General features: G+C 68.6%; 19 protein-coding genes. 8 read left to right on the top strand and 11 right to left on the bottom strand.

Annotated elements, in window-relative coordinates:
• Positions 1–804 (top strand): AMP-binding protein (locus tag ACGF7Y_RS08550; RefSeq protein ID WP_393230822.1); only part of this gene is annotated, 804 nt, incomplete at its 5' end.
• A gap of 39 nt (positions 805–843) precedes the next feature.
• Here ACGF7Y_RS08550 and ACGF7Y_RS08545 read toward each other — a convergent pair.
• The 4 genes from ACGF7Y_RS08545 to ACGF7Y_RS08530 all read right to left on the bottom strand — a co-directional run bounded on the left by ACGF7Y_RS08545 (position 844) and on the right by ACGF7Y_RS08530 (position 4675).
• Complete coding sequence (locus ACGF7Y_RS08545) at positions 844–1782, bottom strand: undecaprenyl-diphosphate phosphatase (RefSeq protein ID WP_393230819.1); 939 nt, start codon at positions 1780–1782, stop codon at positions 844–846.
• Positions 1783–1855: 73 nt separating this feature from the next.
• A complete protein-coding gene (gene dmpG, locus ACGF7Y_RS08540; protein ID WP_393230817.1) occupies positions 1856–2872 on the bottom strand; it encodes a 4-hydroxy-2-oxovalerate aldolase in 1017 nt (338 codons plus the stop codon).
• The gene (locus ACGF7Y_RS08535; protein WP_393230815.1) at positions 2869–3852 is read right to left on the bottom strand and encodes an acetaldehyde dehydrogenase (acetylating); all 984 of its coding nucleotides are present in this window, start codon (positions 3850–3852) and stop codon (positions 2869–2871) included. The genes dmpG and ACGF7Y_RS08535 overlap by 4 nt, the downstream gene beginning before the upstream one ends.
• A 4-nt stretch (positions 3853–3856) precedes the next feature.
• Positions 3857–4675 (bottom strand): 2-keto-4-pentenoate hydratase, encoded by an 819-nt coding sequence (locus ACGF7Y_RS08530; protein ID WP_393230812.1) that lies wholly within the window; start codon positions 4673–4675, stop codon positions 3857–3859.
• A 199-nt stretch (positions 4676–4874) separates the two neighbouring features.
• Here ACGF7Y_RS08530 and ACGF7Y_RS08525 point away from each other — a divergent pair, with 199 nt between their 5' ends.
• The 3 genes from ACGF7Y_RS08525 (at position 4875) to ACGF7Y_RS08515 (ending at position 7634) form a co-directional block, all read left to right on the top strand.
• Positions 4875–5606, top strand: a complete 732-nt coding sequence (locus ACGF7Y_RS08525) for an IclR family transcriptional regulator (RefSeq protein WP_393231044.1) — start codon at positions 4875–4877, stop codon at positions 5604–5606.
• 231 nt (positions 5607–5837) lie between these two features.
• Positions 5838–7061 carry an erythromycin esterase family protein gene (locus tag ACGF7Y_RS08520; protein WP_393230810.1) on the top strand — a complete coding sequence of 408 codons (1224 nt, stop codon included), beginning with the start codon at positions 5838–5840 and terminating at the stop codon, positions 7059–7061.
• Positions 7062–7379: 318 nt separating this feature from the next.
• On the top strand, positions 7380–7634 hold the full coding sequence (locus tag ACGF7Y_RS08515) for a hypothetical protein (RefSeq protein WP_393230807.1): 255 nt from the start codon (positions 7380–7382) through the stop codon (positions 7632–7634).
• Positions 7635–7798: 164 nt separating this feature from the next.
• Here ACGF7Y_RS08515 and ACGF7Y_RS08510 read toward each other — a convergent pair whose 3' ends face one another.
• The 5 genes from ACGF7Y_RS08510 to ACGF7Y_RS08490 form a co-directional block, all read right to left on the bottom strand.
• Positions 7799–7942 carry a hypothetical protein gene (locus tag ACGF7Y_RS08510; RefSeq protein ID WP_393230804.1) on the bottom strand — a complete coding sequence of 48 codons (144 nt, stop codon included), beginning with the start codon at positions 7940–7942 and terminating at the stop codon, positions 7799–7801.
• 244 nt (positions 7943–8186) lie between these two features.
• Positions 8187–9212: a cytochrome d ubiquinol oxidase subunit II gene (locus tag ACGF7Y_RS08505; RefSeq protein WP_393230801.1), complete on the bottom strand. Its 1026-nt coding sequence runs from the start codon at positions 9210–9212 to the stop codon at positions 8187–8189.
• Positions 9213–9215: 3 nt separating this feature from the next.
• Positions 9216–10637 (bottom strand): cytochrome ubiquinol oxidase subunit I, encoded by a 1422-nt coding sequence (locus ACGF7Y_RS08500; protein WP_393230798.1) that lies wholly within the window; start codon positions 10635–10637, stop codon positions 9216–9218.
• A 115-nt stretch (positions 10638–10752) separates the two neighbouring features.
• Entirely contained in the window at positions 10753–11841 is a 1089-nt protein-coding gene (locus tag ACGF7Y_RS08495) for an NAD(P)-dependent alcohol dehydrogenase (protein WP_393231041.1), read from the bottom strand.
• 6 nt (positions 11842–11847) lie between these two features.
• Positions 11848–12321, bottom strand: coding sequence for a DUF4334 domain-containing protein (locus ACGF7Y_RS08490; RefSeq protein WP_393230795.1), 474 nt, complete (start codon positions 12319–12321; stop codon positions 11848–11850).
• An 86-nt stretch (positions 12322–12407) separates the two neighbouring features.
• Here ACGF7Y_RS08490 and ACGF7Y_RS08485 point away from each other — a divergent pair, with 86 nt between their 5' ends.
• The 3 genes from ACGF7Y_RS08485 to ACGF7Y_RS08475 all read left to right on the top strand — a co-directional run bounded on the left by ACGF7Y_RS08485 (position 12408) and on the right by ACGF7Y_RS08475 (position 15785).
• Entirely contained in the window at positions 12408–12989 is a 582-nt protein-coding gene (locus ACGF7Y_RS08485) for a TetR family transcriptional regulator (protein WP_393230792.1), read from the top strand.
• A 102-nt stretch (positions 12990–13091) separates the two neighbouring features.
• On the top strand, positions 13092–15035 hold the full coding sequence (locus ACGF7Y_RS08480; protein ID WP_393230789.1) for a glycoside hydrolase family 15 protein: 1944 nt from the start codon (positions 13092–13094) through the stop codon (positions 15033–15035).
• 114 nt (positions 15036–15149) lie between these two features.
• On the top strand, positions 15150–15785 hold the full coding sequence (locus tag ACGF7Y_RS08475; protein ID WP_245659818.1) for an MspA family porin: 636 nt from the start codon (positions 15150–15152) through the stop codon (positions 15783–15785).
• Positions 15786–16208: 423 nt separating this feature from the next.
• Here the strand turns inward: ACGF7Y_RS08475 and ACGF7Y_RS08470 are convergent, their stop codons facing one another.
• Positions 16209–16667: a DUF6463 family protein gene (locus ACGF7Y_RS08470; RefSeq protein ID WP_393230786.1), complete on the bottom strand. Its 459-nt coding sequence runs from the start codon at positions 16665–16667 to the stop codon at positions 16209–16211.
• A 51-nt stretch (positions 16668–16718) separates the two neighbouring features.
• Between ACGF7Y_RS08470 and ACGF7Y_RS08465 the strand changes: the two genes are divergently transcribed.
• The gene (locus ACGF7Y_RS08465; protein ID WP_393230783.1) at positions 16719–17327 is read left to right on the top strand and encodes a TetR/AcrR family transcriptional regulator; all 609 of its coding nucleotides are present in this window, start codon (positions 16719–16721) and stop codon (positions 17325–17327) included.
• A gap of 204 nt (positions 17328–17531) precedes the next feature.
• Here ACGF7Y_RS08465 and ACGF7Y_RS08460 read toward each other — a convergent pair whose 3' ends face one another.
• Positions 17532–18389 carry a MerR family transcriptional regulator gene (locus ACGF7Y_RS08460; protein WP_393230781.1) on the bottom strand — a complete coding sequence of 286 codons (858 nt, stop codon included), beginning with the start codon at positions 18387–18389 and terminating at the stop codon, positions 17532–17534.
• Between the last annotated feature and the right edge of the window lie 142 nt (positions 18390–18531).

The raw sequence follows: 18531 nt of genomic DNA, 5'->3' as shown, positions 1-18531 counted from the left end.
CACCGCCTCCACCGCATCCTCACCACCATCGCCACCAACCCCCACACCCCCATCGGCGACATCGACATCCTCGACCGAACCGAACGGGAACGGATCACAACCAGAACGGATGCCCCCGCACCGCAGGCAGCGGCGACGACGGCGGGCACCACACTGGCCCAGGCACTCGTGGCCGCGGTAGAAGACGACCCGGACGCCCCCGCTGTCGTCGTCGACGATATCGACGTGTCCTACCATGACCTCGAAACCCGATCGTCGCGGTTGGCGCGCGTGCTCATCGCGCGCGGCTGCGGCCCCGGCGCCGGCGTGGCGGTGCGACTGGATCGCGGCATCGAAGCGGTCATCGCCACCTGGGCGGTGCTGAAAACCGGCGCCGCCGTGGTCCCGGTCGACGCACTCGACGCACAGCTGCCCGATGAGTTCGAGATCAAGATCGGCCTCACGGTCGGCGACAGCCGGTTCAGCGACACGGTCGACTGGCTCGCCCTCGACGACCCCACCGTCGTCGCGGAGATCGCCGCCGAATCACCCCGGCCGGTCACCTACGCCCACCGCACCCGCACACTGCGCGGGAGCGACACCGCCTTCCTCGGGGATCGGACCCTCAGCTACGACGAGTTGGCCACGGCCGCCGCACAATTGCGCGACCACGCCGAACTCACCTACGAATCCCAGATCCTGCCCAGCGGCGAACCGGGATCCTCCGCCGCCCTGATCGAACTGATCGCAGGCGGGACCGTCGGCGCAACGGTCATCCTGGACACCGATGGTGAAGCGCAGGCCGACGAATGGGAGGCCAGTTGATCGCACCTCGGTCACTCGATCGCCCGGCCGAGGGAGACCTCAGCCGAAATGGACGACCGAGACGGCCCCGGCGGCGAGGCAGTACACGGCGAACGGCAGCAGCGTGCGGGTCTGGAAGTACCGCTCCAGGAACCGCACTGCCAGCCACGACGACACCCCGGACACGAGGGCGCCGACCAGCACCGGCCCCCGGATGCCGTCGGTATCCTGGCCGACCAGCTCCGGTATCTCGAGCAGCCCCGCGCCCAGGATCGCCGGAGTGGCCAGCAGGAAGGCGAATTTGGCCGCGTGCTCGTGTGCGAGACCATGCCACAGACCGCCGACCATGGTCAGGCCTGCCCGGCTGAAACCGGTCAGCAGCGCGCCGACTTGGACGAAGCCGATACCGAGGGCGTCCCTCGGCCCGAGGGCGGCCAATGGCCGGTCGGATTGGCGGCGAGGTTCCGCCTCGGCGGTGCGAGTGCCGCTGTGGGCCTGCCGCAGGGCGAACCGCCGACCGTATTCGGCCAGGGACGGTTCGTTCCGTCGGCGCAGTCCCTCACCGATGATCAGCACGACACCGTTGAGCGCCAAGAAGACAGCGGCGTAGATCGGCGCCCCGAACAAGGCGTGCAAGGGATGTTCCAGCAGAAAGCCGAGCACGCCGACGGGAACGGTGGCGATGACGATCAGCCACGCCAGCCGCTGCGGGATGGTGTCGAGACGCCCGGTTCGCAGCGTGGTGAGGAAACCCGCGACGATGGCACACCAGTCCCGCCAGTAGTAGCCGAGCAGCGCGACCGCCGTCGCCACGTGCAGCGCCACCACGAACGCCAGATACGGTGTGCCCGTGCCGGACTCGCCTTCGCCGGTCAGCTTCTCCCAATCGCCTCCGAGCCATGCCGCGACCAGCACGGAGTGCCCCAGGCTGGAAATCGGGAAAAGTTCGGTGACCCCCTGCACCGCACCGATGACAGTCGCTTGAAAGTAGGTGAGCATCGAAGCGAGTCTCGCACGCGCGCAAAGGAAGCGCCGGAGAGGCTCCTGCACCGCCACGGCGATATCCGGGCGATTAGCCGCCGGCGCCGGCCGACAAGTCGAGCGCGATGTCGACGATGAGGTCCTCTTGTCCGCCGACCAGCCCGCGGCGTCCCACCTCGAGCAGGATGGTGCGCACGTCGATGCCGTAGCGCCGCGACGCGGTTTCGGCATGCCGCAAGAAGGACGAGTAGACCCCGGCGTAGCCGAGCGTGAGGGTTTCGCGGTCCACGCGCACCGGGCGATCCTGCAGCGGCCGCACCAAGTCGTCGGCGGCGTCTTGCAGAGCGAACAGATCGCAGTTGTGCTTCCAGCCGTGCAGATCGGCGACGGCGACGAAAGGTTCGATCGGGCAGTTGCCCGCTCCCGCGCCGTGGCCGGCGAGCGAGGCGTCGACCCGGGTGACGCCTTCTTCGACCGCCACCACGGAATTGGCCACCGACAGCGAGAGGTTCTCGTGCGCGTGGATGCCGATCTCGGTGCCCGGATCGAGCGCCCGACGGTAGGCCCGAACCCGGTCACGGACGCCGTTCATCGTCAACCGGCCGCCGGAATCGGTGACGTAGACACAATGCGCCCCATACGATTCCATCAATTTCGCTTGTTCGGCCAGGCGAGCAGGTTCGGCCATGTGCGACATCATCAGGAATCCGGAGACGTCCATGCCGAGTTCCCGTGCGGTGGCGATGTGCTGAGCGGACACATCGGCTTCGGTGCAATGGGTGGCCACGCGCACCGACCGGACGCCAAGCCGGTAGGCGTGCTTCAGTTCTTCGATGGTGCCGATACCGGGCAGCAACAGCGTGGTCAGCCGGGCGTGCGTGAGATCGGCGGCCGCTGCTTCGATCCATTCCCAGTCGGTGTTGCTCCCCGGGCCGTAATTCAAGCTGCCTCCGGCGAGGCCGTCGCCATGGGCGACTTCGATGCCGTCGACCCCCGCCGCGTCGAGCGCGGCGACGATCCGCCCGACGTCGTCGGGAGTGATGCGATGGCGCACCGCGTGCATGCCGTCGCGAAGGGTGACGTCTTGGATGAACAGCTGGGTGGTCATCGGAGCGCTTCCTGTCCTGCCGGTGCGGCGGCGATCGTGTCGGCGATGGATTCGGCGTAGCGCACGGCCGCCGAGGTCATGATGTCGAGGTTGCCCGCGTAGGCCGGGAGGTAGTGGGCGGCTCCTTCGACTTCGAGGAAGACCGTCACCTGATGGGTGGGCGCGGTCGCCGCGTCCGGGCCGAGCAGGGTGTGCACCGGTTGATCCTGCGGGACGGCGGTGATCTGAACTCTCTGCTTGAGGCGGTAACCGGGCACATAGGTGGCCACATGGGCGACCATCTGCGCCACCGACTCGCGAATCGCCTCGTGCGTGCCGGAGTCGGGCGCGGTGATCAGGCACAGCACCGTATCGCGCATGATCAGCGGCGGGTCCGCCGGATTGAGGATGATGATCGCCTTGCCGCGCTGGGCGCCACCGACCGCTTCGATCGCGTGCGCGGTGGTCTCGGTGAACTCGTCGATATTGGCGCGGGTACCCGGCCCCGCCGATTTCGACGCGATGGACGCGACGATCTCGGCGTAGGCGACCGGCGTCACGCGGGAGACGGCGGCGACGATCGGGATGGTGGCCTGCCCGCCGCAGGTGACCATGTTGACGTTGGGAGCGTGCCGATGTTCGTCCAGGTTCACCGCCGGTATGACGAACGGGCCCAGGGCCGCCGGGGTCAGGTCGATCAGGCGCTTGCCGAGCGGTTCGAGCACCGCGGCGTGCGCGGCGTGGGCCTTGGCGGAGGTCGCGTCGAAGACCACGTCGATCTCGTCGAAGTTCGGCAGCTCCAGCAGGCCCTGGACGCCATCGGACGTGGTCGGGACGCCGAACCTGCGCGCGCGGGCGAGGCCGTCGGATTCGGGGTCGATGCCGACCATCGCGCCCATCTCCAGCACCGTCGAGTGCCGGATCACTTTGATCATCAGATCGGTGCCGATATTGCCCGACCCGATCACCGCGACTTCGAGCTTGGCGGGGTTGTCGTTCATGGTCTCACTCCTGGTCGAAGGTCGCGGTCACCGAGCCGAGTCCGGTGATGTCGGCGGTGACGGTGGCGGGGCCCTGAATCGGGGCCATCGGTCCGAGCGCTCCGGAGAGAACGATCTGCCCGGCGCGCAGCGGACGGCCGAACTCCCGAGTGGTCCGCGCCAGCCAGGCCAGGGCGTGCAGCGGATCGCCGAGGCAGGCGGCGCCGCTTCCCGTCGACACTTCGACACCGTCGATCGACATGCGCATCTGCGCCGAGACAGGGTCGAAGGAATCGAGCGTGCGATGTTCGGCGCCGAGGACGAACAGGCCGCTGGAGGCGTTGTCGGCGACGGTGTCGCCGAACGTGATGTCCCAGCCCGCGATGCGGCTGTCGACGATCTCGAGCGCGGCCACGGCGTAGCCGACCGCGCCGCGAATCTGCTCGTCATCGAGCGGGCCGTCCGCCAAGTCCACGGCGAGCACGAACGCGACCTCGGCTTCGACCTTCGGTTGCAGCAACCGGCTCAGCGGCACCGGTGTGTCTGGCGGGCAGTACATATCGTCGAACAACACTCCGAAATCCGGTTGATCGACGCCGAGCTGGCGCTGCACCGCCAGTGAGGTCAAGCCGATCTTGCGCCCGACGATCTCCGCACCCGCCGCGACGCGCTCGGCGGTCAGCAGTTCCTGCACCGCGTATGCCGCGGCCACATCGTCGGAACCGATCAGATCGCGCACCGGCGCGCACGGGGCGCCGGAGCGGGCCGCCGCGCCGAGCAGGTCGGCGGCGGCAATCGTGGCGGTGTCCGCCGAAGGTCGGTCAAGGCCTGGAGGTGTTGGCATCGGAATCCCGGAATTCGTGAGGAAGTGTGGAACGGTGATCCCACTGTCGCCGCAGGCGGGAGCGGCCCGCCAGCGATGCGTTCCGCTGAGCCGAACGCCATCCGAGTAGAGTGAATCGGGCCCGACGGGTTGGAGGTCCACGGTGTCATCTGCGGCTGCCGGTCGGGCGGTAGACGGCTCGACCGTTCTGGGCAAGACCATGGCGGTGCTCGAGGCGTTCTCGATCGATGACACCGCGTTGAGCCTGGCCGAACTCGCGCGGCGGACCCGGGTGCCGAAGGGCACCTTGCACCGGGTGCTGTCGGACATGGTGGCGGTGCGGTTGCTGGACCGGACCGAGGCCGGGTACCGGCTCGGCGGGCATCTGTTCGAGCTCGGGATGCGCGCGTCGGTGGAGCGGAGTCTGCTCGAGGTGGCGATTCCGTTCCTGGAGGAGTTGAACGCGCGTATTCACGAAACCGTGCATCTGGGCGTTCTCGACGGCACGGATGTCGTGTACCTGACCAAGATCGGCGGGCGTCGCCAGGCCAGCGCCCCGTCCCGGATCGGAGGCCGCATGCCGGCGCATTGCACGGCCATCGGCAAAGTCCTGCTGGCCAACGCCGACGCGGCGCTGCGCGACCGAATACTGGCGGGACCGCTTCGGCGCCACACCGCGCGGACGATGATCCTGCCCGGCACGCTGCGCAACCAGCTCGATCGGATCGCGGCCGACGGCGTGGCCTTCGAATTCGAGGAATCGGCTCCCGGCCTCGTGTGCGTCGCCGCCCCGGTCCGCGAGGCCGACCAGGTCGTGGCCGCCATCAGTGTGGCAGGGCCGTCCCACCGGTTCCATCCGGAGAACCACGCGGCAGCGGTCCGGGCGGCCGCCGAGGGAATCGGACTCACCCTCACCCGGCGGGCCCGGCTGTTGGGCACGCCCACCTCCTGAACGGCTTTCCCCGGCCGGACGGCGCCCCGGAGGCCACGAGGACGGTCGACCCCCGCCCGGCCCGAAGGCCGGACGGGGTCGGGTTCTCCCGACGAAGATCGCGGGGATTGACATCAGCAGTGCGCCAATTTAGTTTGTCATCAAACGTAAATAGCTTTGATGTCAAAGATGCTTTGCGCTTCGGGTTACCCCAGGCGGCACAGGCAGCTGTTCAACCGTCGGGAGTGCATGATGACGCAGCGGAAATCCGAGGCAGTCGAGGTCGCCGAGTGGCTTCGCAACGCAGTCCGACCGTTCGACGTGCCGCATGACGACGGGTCACCCGGGGCCCTGCCCGCGCTCGCCGACTTGATGGAAGACGTTGTCGTCGCCGGCATCGGCATGACCACCCGGGCCGGGCACGAAGTATCCGTCACCGCGCACCGAGTCCTGCGGACGCTGGTGGAGCGGAAGGGCTTCCGGGCGCTGGCTCTGCTGGACGACGAGACGGTGGTCGCAGCTCTCGACGACTACACCCGCACCGGCCAGGGCGATCCCCGGGAACTACTCGGTGACGCGTGGGTTCCCTGGCGAAATACCGAGACCCTCGCCGCACTGCGGTGGTTGCGCGAGTTCAACCGTGCGCATCCGGACGATCCGGTGCGGCTGTTCGGATTGACGCCCGAAGCGGCCAAGCCCGCGCACTACGCGCAGGTCCGCGACTTCGTCGCCGCCGTGGCACCGGATCGACTCGACGACCTGCGCGCGCATTACGACCCGATAATCTCCGCGCACGGGGTAGGCGAGCATCTCCAGCGGGCCGGGGGCACCCATCCCGGCCGACCGTTCGTCGACCACGCCCGGGACGCGCTGGCGCTGGTCGAATCGCTACCAGGGACCGCCGACCGACCCGCGGCGCTCGACGCGGCGCGGCTCATCGTGCGATATCACCAATTCAGCACCGCGTCCGGCCGCCGCGACTTCGCCGCCGAGGCCGCGGACGCCGCCGACCGAATCGCCGCCTGGCACGAGCGCACCGGACAGCGGATCGCGTACTGGGAGGGGATCTCGAACACCGCGGTCGCCCCGCGGCTGACGATCGCGGCGATGTCCCAGGAGTTCCCGACCACAGGATTCCTGTTGCGCAAGCGCTTCGGTGCCGGCTATCTGTCCCTGGCGATCGCGTTTCACACCGGCGAGTTGCGCGCGAACCTGACGGTTCCGGCTCCGTCGGCCGAGTTCGCCGACAGCGCGCTGGATCATCCCGACCACGCCGGTTATCTACTGGACCTGCGCACAGCGCCGCCCGGCCCGGTCCGGCGATGGCTACACCAACCGACCCGAGTGCGCCTGATCATCGGCACCTACCGCCCGGACCGCGACGCGGACCATCACATCGCGGGCGCCGGAGTGGGCGACTGGTTCGACATCCTGCTTCGGATCCGCACCGTCACGCCTACGCACCGCCTCCCTTAGCCGTGCCTTTACGCCGCCGAGGCACAGTTTGCTGGAGGGTTCCCAATAGGTATATCCATCTGTTACATTACCGATGCGGAGCCTATATATACGCGTGCAGCTCCTCGTCCGAACGACAACGCCGTCACCGGACATCCGCCCCGACAACGACGTCGGCAGGCCGACAATGCCGTCGGCCGTGCAATGGATTCACCCGCCGGACACCGCTGCAGCCCGTCCCGCCTCGGTCGAGTCGGGCTGTGCGGCATGAAGACGGCCGGACACAACACGTGCGACTCGCACGCCCGATCGGACATTCAGCAAGAGGAACTCATCGACATGCCGATCAACTTCTTGAGCGGGCTCGACTTGATCGCCGCGCTCGACGCGCGCAATGTCGAAGCCCATCTCGCCGGTGCCGTCGAGGGCTGCACGGCATGCGCCACCACGTCCAGGCCGGGCCCCGGCTGCCCGGCAGGCCTCGCCGCCCGGATCCGCAACGGCGCCGCGACCTCTTCGCTGACGGCGATCGAGATCATCGACGAACTGCGCAACCTGCACCGTTCACCGGAGCCCGAAAACTCCGGCACGTAGTACGCCCTGCTCCCTCGGTGGCCCCACCGTACGGGTGATTGGTCGTCGCGCCAGCGCCGCGGGAGGGGCCGAAGCCACCGCCGCAGAGCGCGGCGCGGCGCACACCGGCCCCGCACCGCTGCGACGCTCGGGTCGCGGCTGCGATCGGAACGGGACGGGCGACGTCAACTCGAGGTCGCGGTCTGGGTCCGGGGGAATCGGTGGCCCATGACATCCGCCCACCACGCGTTCGAAGCGCTGGACTCGGGCCAGATGATCCGGTCTCGGTCGTCGTCGTCGGTGATGGGCATGTTCCTGTCCTCGATCACGATGCAATCCTTCGCGCCGTTCATCCTCTGGGAAGAGGGCATCTCGTCTCGCGCGGCGCGGAGTATTCGTGACAAACGTCGAACCGGCCGGTCGTCGAGCAGCGGAGATGCCCCGATCGCGTACCGGCACGACCGCGCTGTCGAACCGATACGTGCAGCGGATACCACCCGAGACCACAAACAAACCGTTCTTTCGGTACCACTTCGCGGATCCGTCGGGAGGTGCGCGGAAGCCGGCGGTGTCCTACGCCTCTTCCGGGAACCCGGGCTGCTCGCGTACCCACGCGTCGGTCTGGGTGAGCCAGAACAAGTAGGCCAACGCAGGGAGCACCGTGACGGCGGCGAGGGCGACGACGGCGAGCAGTGCGAGCAGGGTGGCCCTGGCGCCCGCGGCATCCGCGATGAGCATTTGGTCGACGAGGATCCACGGCGTCTGCGCGACCGCCCATCCGATGACGATCGCGGCGACCGCGGCCGCCGCAGGCACCCGCGCCCACCCGAAGCGACGCCGGTACAGCAGCACCAGGGTGGCCACGCCCGCGGCGGCCGAGAGTGCGATCAGCGGCAGGGCGCGTCCGAGCAGCCCGGCACCGAGGGTCGGTGCGTCATGGCGGATCGGGAGGATCGCCGCGATCGCGACCGCCCCGGTCACCCCGCCGACGATCAGCGTGCGGGAACGTAGATAGCCGGCGAGGGCGCCATCACCCGAACGTGCGGCGTCAGCGGTCAGGAAGACTCCGGCCAGGAAGGCGGACGTTCCGACGGCCAGGGTGCCGCCCAGGATCGAGGTCGGATTCAGCCACGAGCGCACCGGGTCGCCGTAACCCTCGGCGGGCACCCGGCCGGAGGCGATCGCACCGACGGCGGTGCCGAAGAAGAACGGCGTGATCAGTGACGCACCGGCGAACAAGGCGCCGAACAGGCGCGCCTGGCCCAGGGTCGCGGAGTACTTGCGGAAGGCGAAGTTCGCCCCGCGCAGCACGATTCCGAGCAGCGCCAGGCTCATCGGGATGAACAAGGTGGTCATGATGGCGGCGAACACCGCGGGGTAGGCGGTCCAGAGGAACACCAGGATGTAGATCAGCCAGACATGGTTGGCCTCCCACACCGGTCCGATGCTGTGGTCGATGAGCACCCGCAGGCGGCTGCCGCGGCGGGGGCCGCCCGCGGTCAGGTCCCAGAATCCGGAGCCGAAGTCCGCGCCACCGAACAGTGCGTAGAGCACCACCCCGATGAACATCGCCGTCGCGACCACATCCGAGAGATCCATCGGTCAGGACTTTCCGACGCTGCGAGCGCGCTGCGCCTGGTCGACCGGCGATGCTCCCGGCCCGTACGGAGCGGTGATGGTCGCGGTGCCGGTGCGCCAGCGGCGGGCCATGGAGCGCAGGACGACGATCGCGCCCACCGTCATCCCGATATACACCAGCAACACGCTGACGTAGCTCCACCACAGATCGTTGCTCGTGCTGGCGGCGTCGGTGGTACGCAGCACTTGCCACACCGTCCACGGCTGGCGGCCCACTTCGGTGGCGATCCAGCCGCATTCGAGCGCGAGAATCGCCAGAGGCCCCGCGGCCACCGCCGCCCGGAGGAACCAGCGCCGGGCCAGCAGGTCGCGGCGCCGCCAGCGCAGCAACCAGAACACGATCACCATGAGCGCGAGCAGGGTGCCGATGGCGACCATGGTCTGGAAGCCGAGGTGGGTGATGTTGACCGGTGGCCGATCCTCGACGGGGACCGAGTCGAAACCGGGGACGGGTGCGGTCAGCGAGTTGCGAGCGATGATCGAACCCAGCCGAGGGATCTCGAGCGCTCCCCTGACCTCACCGTCGACGAGCACGCCGCCCAATCGCAACGGGGCGGGCCCCTCGGTGGTGGCGGCCAGTTCGAACGCGGCCAGCTTCGCCGGTTGCGTGTCGTGCACCCGCATCCCCAGGACATGCCCGATGAGAGGTTGCGCGACCGCGGCGACGGACGCGAAGACGAACGGGACCGTGAACCCCAGCCGATGGTGCTGGTCGCGGCGTCCCCGCAGCAGACCTGCCGCGTAGACACCCGACACGAGGAATCCGACCACCATGAAGGCCCCGACCCACATGTGGGCGAACTGCAGGTAGACGCCGTCGTTGAACATCGCGCGCCACGGATCGACGTCGGTCACCTCGCCGTCGACGAGCCGGAAGCCGGTCGGATTGTTCATCCACGCGTTGACGCTGACCACGCAAAATGTGCCGACCACCCCCGCGACGCCCATCGGGACGAGCATCGCGAGGTGCCTGCGCGGCGGCATGCGGCCCCAACCGTAGAGGTAGATACCCAGGAAGATCGCTTCGATGAAGAACGAGAGCCCTTCGAAGGCGAACGGCAAGCCGAGCACGTCGCCGTAGCGACCCATCAGCCCCGGCCACAACAAGCCCATCTCGAAGCTGAGGACCGTTCCGGAGACCGCGCCGATGGCGAACAGGATCGCCGACACCGTCGCCCACCGCTTGGCCAGTCCCGAGGCGACGGGGTCGGCACGGACGATTCCCCGGCGATGCACGACGTAGATCATGGCGGGAAACGCCACGCCGAAACAGGCCAGCACGATATGCCAGCCCAGCGAGAAGGCCATCTGCTGGCGCGCGGGCAGCAGACCGGGCGGCTCCGGCGCGGACGCCTGGTACAGCGCGGCGAGCGTGCTCGACACCATCCCGGCCCCTTCCTGCGGTCGCACGGCCGCATGCCCGTGCTCGCATCCGGCCCTTTCCCGGGTTATCCCCCTTTTGCCTCGCCCCAACCAGCGAGGTCATGACCCTACGGTCCGGTCACCAGGTCAGAACGGGCTTGACGACCTTGCCGTCGCGCTGCTCCGCGAGCGCGGCATTGATATCGGTATGCGGGTACGTCGTCACGAGACGGTCGATGGGGAAGCATCCGGCGGCGTGCAGGTCCAGCAGGTGTGGAATGAAGGTCGCGGGCACCGCGTCGCCTTCGAGGCAACCGCGGATCCCTTTGCCGCCCAGCACGATATCCCGCAAGTCGATCTCCGGGACGCCGGTACCCAGGCCGACCGCGACCACGGTGCCACCGCGCGCGGCGCCGGCGGCCGCCGTGGCGAGCACACGCGACGATCCCGTGGTGTCGAGTGCGTGGGTCGCCCCGCCGTCGGTCAGCTTTCGCATCGCGGGCACGATGTCGTCGGCCGCAGGATCCAGGGCCGCGGTGGCGCCGAGTTCCAGCGCCAGCGCCCGCCGGAAGGGCGACGGCTCCACCACGACCAATTCGGCGACCTCGCTCGCCAGGGCCGCCAGCACGCCCGCCATCCCGACCGCGCCCACGCCGTAGACCGCGACGCGGGCGTCCGGGTCCGGTCGCAGTACATTGAGCACCGCTCCGGCGCCGGTCAGGAATCCACAGCCCAGTGGAGCCAGGATGGCCGGATCGACCTGCGTGTCGACGACCACCGTGTTGTCGGCGGTGGTCAACGCGTACGCGGCGAAGCTCGATTGACCGAAGAACCCGTCCAGCACGGCAGTTCCCGCGATGGTGACCCGGGAAGAGCGGTCCGCCCGGGCGCCGAACTGGTTCAGCTTCGCCGCCCGCACGCAATACGCCGGCCGTCCGGCCCGGCAGTTCCGGCACGTTCCGCAGTGCCGGAACGTCAACACGACGCGGTCACCGGGCCGCACACCGGTCACCGACGCGCCGACGGCCTCCACCACTCCGGCGCCTTCGTGCCCGAGCAGCACCGGACGGTCGGTGGCGCCCGCCGCCCGGGTGACCAGGTCGGTATGGCAGATCCCGGTGGCCTGGACCCGGACCAGGATCTCGTCGTCGCGCGGTTCATCGATCTCGACGGCTTCGACGGTGAACGGCGCGGCCGGGTCGCGCGAGAGCACCGCGGTGGTGGTCACCATCGCTCAGACCCGCTCGAGCAGGAAGTAGAAGTGCTCGCCGTGGGCCAGCACCACATCGGGCCTGCCGTTCATGATGCCCATCAGCGTGTTCTCGTCGAGCCATTTGAAGTGGTCGAAGACCGGCCGGCTGTCGTAGACCATGGTGGCGGTCACCTCGCCGCGGAACTCGATATTCCACAGCGTCGCCTCCCCGCCGCCGAGTTCGACGTTGGAGAACAGCGACCCGTCCTCGGCGCGGCAGATCAACGGCTTCGCGTCCAGCACGCTGTGGAACGTCTTGCCATACCAGCGACTGACCGAGAGCGCTTTGCGCAGCGGATGCTTGGTCGGAAACGCCGCCCCCTTCCATTCGCCCAGGATGTCCTCGGCGCGCGCGACGGGCAGGTCGGCCCACAGCGCATCCAACTCGGCCGCGGTCACCCCGGTCTCCCGCGCGGCGAGATCTCGCCAGTCGGTCCCTGTAGAGCCCATAACCATCCTCGTTCCCAGGTGCGGTTTCCAGAACCTTTTGGTTCGGAAACTCTATATCCGAACCAAAAGGTTCGGCAAGATAGGATTCGCCCATGCGCGCAGCAGGTCAGGCCACCCGGGAACGGATCCTCGTCGCGGCCAAAGCGGAGTTCGCCCAGTACGGCATCGCCGGCGCGCGCATCAATCGCATCGCCGAGGCGGCCAAGGCGAGCAAGGACCGGCTCTACGCGTACTTCGCGGGCAAAGACGAGTTGTACGCCGCGGTCACAGCGGAATGGGTCACCCAGACCACCGACGAAACCGCCCTCGACGCCGCGGACCTGCCCGGTTACGTCGGTCGGCTCTTCGACCACTACGTCACCCACCCCGACAACGCCCGCCTGCAGGCGTGGGCCGAGATCGAACAGACCCACATCCCCGCCGCCGAAGACGCCATCCGCCGGATCATCGCGGGAAAGCTCACCGAGATCCGGCGCGGGCAAGACCAAGGGCTGATCACGGCGGAATTCCTGCCCATCACCCTGATCGTCATGCTGACCGATCTGGCCCGTACCGCGGCCATGCACGCCACCCGCACCGACCATCACAACCGCACCGAACGCCGCGCCGCCACGGTCCTGGCCGCCCGTCGGCTGGTCAGCCCGGATGCGCCCCCGGCCGAAGACCCTCGTTAGTTGCCGAGGGCTTGCCGAGCCGACCCGCGAGATGGTGGGCTGATGGAAGCGTCACATGACTCCGGCCGGACGGTAAGCGCCGAGACGACGATGGAGAAACGCATGGACGAGATCGAACGCACACCGCGGCTCACGGCGTTCCCGCGCATCGACGACTACGGGTTCATCTCCGATTGCGAGGTCACCGCCCTGATCTCCCCCAGTGGAGCCATCGAGTGGATGTGTCTGCCCCGCATGGACTCTCCGAGCGTGTTCGCGGCGATCCTCGATCGATCCGCGGGCTCGTTCCGCTTCGCTCCCGCCGATTTCGTGGTGCCCACCGACCGTCGCTACATCCCGGGCACGATGGTCATGGAGACGAGCTGGCGCAGCGGCGATGGGTGGGCGACAGTGCGCGACGTGCTGCTGGTGGGGCCGTGGCGGCACCAGACACCGGGCCGGAGTGCGCATCGGCGCACCCCCACCGATTACGACGCCGAGCACATCCTGCTGCGCACGGTGCACTGCGAGACCGGCCAGATCCAGTTCGGGCTCGATTGTCAACCGGCCTTCGACTACGGCAGGTATCGCGCCCGATGGGACTATCTCGGCAGTTATCACCTCGCCCAGGCCAGTGCCGAGGGGACCGATCTACAACTGACGTTGAGCACCGACATGCGATTGGGATTGGAAGGCACGCACGCGGTCGCCCGGACGCTACTGAAGACAGGCGACACCCGGTTCTGCGCCCTGGCCTGGGGTAGTCGCGACGCCCCCTGCGATGCCGAGGAGGCCGAAGAGCGGCTGCTGCGGACGATCCACCATTGGCGGCACTGGCTTGCCGGCGGGCGGTTCCCGGATCACCCGTGGACCGCGGAACTCACCCGCAGCGCACTGACCCTCAAGGGATTGACCTTCGCCCCGACCGGCGCCGTCGCTGCCGCGGCCACCACCTCACTGCCCGAAACCCCTGGTGGAGAGCGAAACTGGGACTATCGCTATTCCTGGATCCGCGACTCCGCCTTCGCCCTGTGGGGCCTGTACACACTGGGCTTCAGCTGGGAGGCGAACGACTTCTTCTCCTACATCCTCGACTTGACCGAGGAAGCCCAGGACATGCAGATCGTCTACGGCATCGGCGGCGAAACCGATCTCACCGAACAGACCCTGCCCCACCTGCGTGGCTACGACAACGCCACGCCGGTGCGCATCGGCAACGAGGCATACCGGCAACGCCAGCACGACGTGTGGGGCGCGGCGCTGGACGCGGTCTACCTCTACGCCCGTCACCAAGATCAAATCGACGCCCGGGCCTGGCCGTTGCTCGGCCGTGCGGTCAAGAGCGCCCTCACCTACTGGCGCGAGCCCGACCATGGCATCTGGGAGGTTCGCGGGCAACCCCAGCACTTCACCTCCAGCAAGGTCATGTGCTGGGTCGCCGCCGATCGCGGCGCCCGGCTGGCCCGCATCCACCAGGATTCGGACCGGGCGCAGCGCTGGCAAAAGGCCGCCGACGAGATCCATGCCGACATCTGCGCACACGCCGTCGACTCCCGCCGGGTGTTCACCCAGTACTACGGCAGCACGGCACTGGACGCGTCGACCCTGCTCATCCCGCTGGTTCGTTTCCTGCCGCCCGATGACGAACGGGTACGCAACACCGTACTGGCCATCGCCGACGAACTGACCGAAGACGGCCTGGTCCTGCGATACCGCGTCGGTGAGACCGACGACGGATGCGCGGGCGAGGAGGGCGCTTTCACGATCTGCTCGTTCTGGCTGGTCTCGGCGCTCTCGGAGATCGGCGAGAAGCAACGAGCCAGACAACTGTGCGAGAAACTCCTCGGCTACGCGAGCCCGCTGGGCTTGTACGCCGAGGAGATCGATCCCCGGACCGGCCGCCACTGGGGCAACTACCCGCAGGCGTTCACCCACCTCGCCTTGATCAACGCCGTCATGCACGTCATCCAGGACGAACAGGCGATTCTGCGGCAGGCGCTCGGCGGTGAATCGATCGCCCCTCGCCTGGACGACGCCCCGCTCACCAGGGGGTATATCCACCGCTGACCGGCGATCCAGTCCAGCGAATCCCCCGCTACCCAGTACTGGGTGTTTGGCGTGCCACGGCCGGGGACGGGTCAGTACTATCACGTCGAACTGTTACCAGCACTAAGGATTTCATTGAACGGCTCGACGATAGCGATGCTCGGCATCGCCGCGACCGCGGCGCTCGGCATGACCGCCGCACCCGCGACCGCTGATCAAATGGCAGACAAATCTCGCGTCGTCGAGACCGAGGACGGCTGGGAGTTGCGGATCAGCAAAACCGCGGAAGACGTGCAGCGCGTACCCAATCTCGCCGCGACGCCGTTCAGCAGGGAAGGGTTCGTCACCTTGTCGGCGGCCGCCGATATCGGCGGCGACGGCCGGGAAGCGGTGAACTCCGGGACGTTGCAGCTGGGATATCAGATCGGCTGCCAGGCCGACGTGTCCAACGGCCTCACCGTGGGCCTGTCCGCGGCCATCGGCCCGAACGCCATGGTGACCGTGGCCCCCTCCCCCGGTCTCGCGGTCGGCGGCAGCGCGCTGGCCCTGCCGAACATGTCGACCACGATCAAGCCCGGCACCATCAACAGCATCACGCTCGGCACCAAACCGCTCGCGGGAGCGCATGGTTCGATCTCGGTCGACCAGATCCAGATCAAGATCGATGCGTGTGCGGGCGCGGTGAGCCTGCGCTCGTTCGCGATCGTGTCGATTTCCACGGCCACAGCCGACAATTCGGTCGCCGTCTACGGTGACCCGATATGGCTGTGATCCCCATGCGCCGTTGGATGGCACCGGTCGGCGTGTCGGTCTCGTTGATCATCGCCGCGGCCGGCGCCTCCGCCGAGCCGATCGTTCCCGCCGGTCCAGGATCCACCTGCGGCGAAGCACACAGCGCTCCCTCGTGCGGCGACGACAAGCCCGCCCCCGGCGGCCGCGGGCCCGCGGCGCAGGCACCGGCACTCCCACTCCAAATACTGGCGCCGCCACCTGGCCGATCGGCACCGAGTACGAATACACCGGCCGGTGCGCTGGTTCCTCCCGCGCCGGGACCGGCCGGGGCCACCCCGATCGTGCCCTCCAGGTAGCCGGGGAAGGGCTGGTCGTCGACCGGGATGGTCAGCCCTTATCGCAGGGCGGCAGGCAGGTCGGCCATCGGCGTGCGCCGCCAGGCCGTGAAGCGACACGCACAGGTCAGCTTCGCATCTCCGTACTCGACGCCGACACGGTCGCCGGTCGATCATTCTTCCGCGCCGCCACGATGACGAGTACCCCGGCGATCATCCCGACGAAGAACGGGGACGGCACCAGAAGGACGCCCCCTAGCGCGCACCATGCCACGAGGCCCCAGCCGATCCCGGCGGGCACGGGCACCCCACGCCCGGCGAGATGCCAGATCAGCGAACCCAACAGGATCAGCGGGACGGCGAAGCAACCCGGACCGGCCCAAAATGTGACCTTGTTCTGTAGCGACTCCGTCGTCTGTACCGCATCTCCGTCCGCGAGCGTGAGCGGGACGGCCGCCCATATCCCCCGATCGACCCAGCCGGTGATGTCCGCCCAGGCGGTGAGCGCCAGCAAGAACATGTGCCCGGTACCCAGTACGAGCATGATCGCGGCGGCCCAGCGGAGCGACCGTTTCCTGGTGTTCATCGTGACCTTCCGACGGCTGCTGCGCGGCACCTTTTGTACGGTGCCGTATAGATGATTTATACGGTAACGTATAGAATCAGCGCGATCAATGGAGGTGGCCAGATTCCAGCCGTGCCCCGCACCACACGAGCCCGCTGGGTCGAGGCGGGCCTCGAGGCCCTTGCCCGCGGAGGTCCCGAGGCCGTCCGCGTCGAGACGCTCGCCGCTGAACTCGGCGTTACGAAAGGCGGGTTCTACGGGTACTTCGACGGCCGTCCCGCGTTGCTCACGGCGATGCTCGACGAGTGGGAACGCCGGTGCACGACAGCGGTCATCGCCCAGACCGAGGCAGAGGGCGGCGACGCCGCCGAGCGGATCCGCCGCGCGGGACAACTGACCTTCGCGGAGGACCTACACCGCATCGATATCGCGGTGCGGGCTTGGGCACGCCACGACGAATCCGTCGCGGCGCGCCTGCGGCGTATCGACAACGAGCGAATGGACTTCCTGCGCACGATGTTCGGAGCTTTCGTCTCCGACCCCGACGAGATCGAAGCACGAAGCACCCTGACGTTCGCCCTCGCGATCGGCCGCCACTTCATCGTCGCCGACCACCCCGGGTACAGCAAACGCGAAGCCGTCCAGCTCGCCGGCGAATACCTTTTGCGTCCACCGCGGTGAAGGCCCCTGCCGAAAGGCCGCGTTCGATGAAGGCGGTTGCTGCCGGTAGCCGAATCCGATGCGCGGTCTCGGCCGTCCCCCGCGGCGGACCGCAGCGATGACGCACGCGACCGCTTCCCCGGAGCGGATGACGCAGGCCACCTCCGATGCGGCGGCGTCGGCGCTGCGACGTGCACGGTTCGAGACGCGCCGGGGCGAACGCCTTCACCCGGCGGCGCGCCCGATTTCGCACAGAGTCGCGAGGGCGTCCTCCAGCGTGCGGACGTAGGACACCTCGAGCGGCAGACGGACCGCGGACCAGCCCGGTCCGGCGACGAGCACCCGTCCCGCGGTCCGGCGCACAGCACAGATCGTTTCCGGTGTGGCGGTGGCGGGCACCTGTGACCAGAGCGTGAGCACGCACGGGCTGTCGTGGTGCGACAGGGCGTCGGTCAAGGCCGAGTCGGGCACCGCCGCGCCCAGCAACAACGCCACGACACCCCGCTCGGCCAGCGCGGCCCGCAGCACCTCCAGGGGCAGCACGTGGTACTCGCCCGCGGTACAGGAGAGCAGAATCGGCGGTTGGGAGCGCGGGCGCCGCACCGGCGGGAACATGCGGTGCAGGCCGGCGATCACCGCCCAGGACAGCAGATGCTCGACCTCGATCAGACCTCGGCCGCCGGCCTGCCCGGTGACGATCGTCGCCAATGCCGGACGGCACAGCCGGTTCCAGGTCGCGACGACACCGTCGTGTGCCAAACCGGCCATGACCTCGGTGAGCGCGAGATCGGGCTCGAGCTGTTCGGCCGCCGCCAAGAGGGGGCTGCGACCCACTGGCCCTCCCGGAGCTTCGGCGCGTGCTTGTCGTGCCGCACTGGCCGGTGTGACGCCGGCTCCGACGAGTTCGATCATGCGCCGCAAGGCGGCGATATCGGATTCGGAATAGCGACGGTGTGCGCCCGGCCGCTGTCTCGGCGGGCCGATCGCGTAGCGCTGGTTCCAGCTGCGCAGGGTGGCGATCGGAACGCCGAGCCTGGCCGCCACCGCGCCCACCGTGTAACGGGCGGATTGTTCGTCAACCATCGCCGCACCGCGTGGGCTGGTCACGGTTCGGAGTGCCGGGCGAGCCGTCAGGCCACGCACCCACGACGCCGCGGGCCGAGCGGCTGTCCGGCGGCCTCCGCATCAGCACGTCCTCCGCTCCTTTCGAACAATCGACCGATGC

The sequence above is a fragment of the Nocardia sp. NPDC047654 genome (genome assembly GCF_043205035.1).
In the GTDB taxonomy this organism is placed as follows: Bacteria; Actinomycetota; Actinomycetes; order Mycobacteriales; family Mycobacteriaceae; genus Nocardia.
The sequence above is the reverse complement of the archived record's forward strand: the minus strand, read 5'-3'. Positions and strand labels throughout refer to the sequence as shown.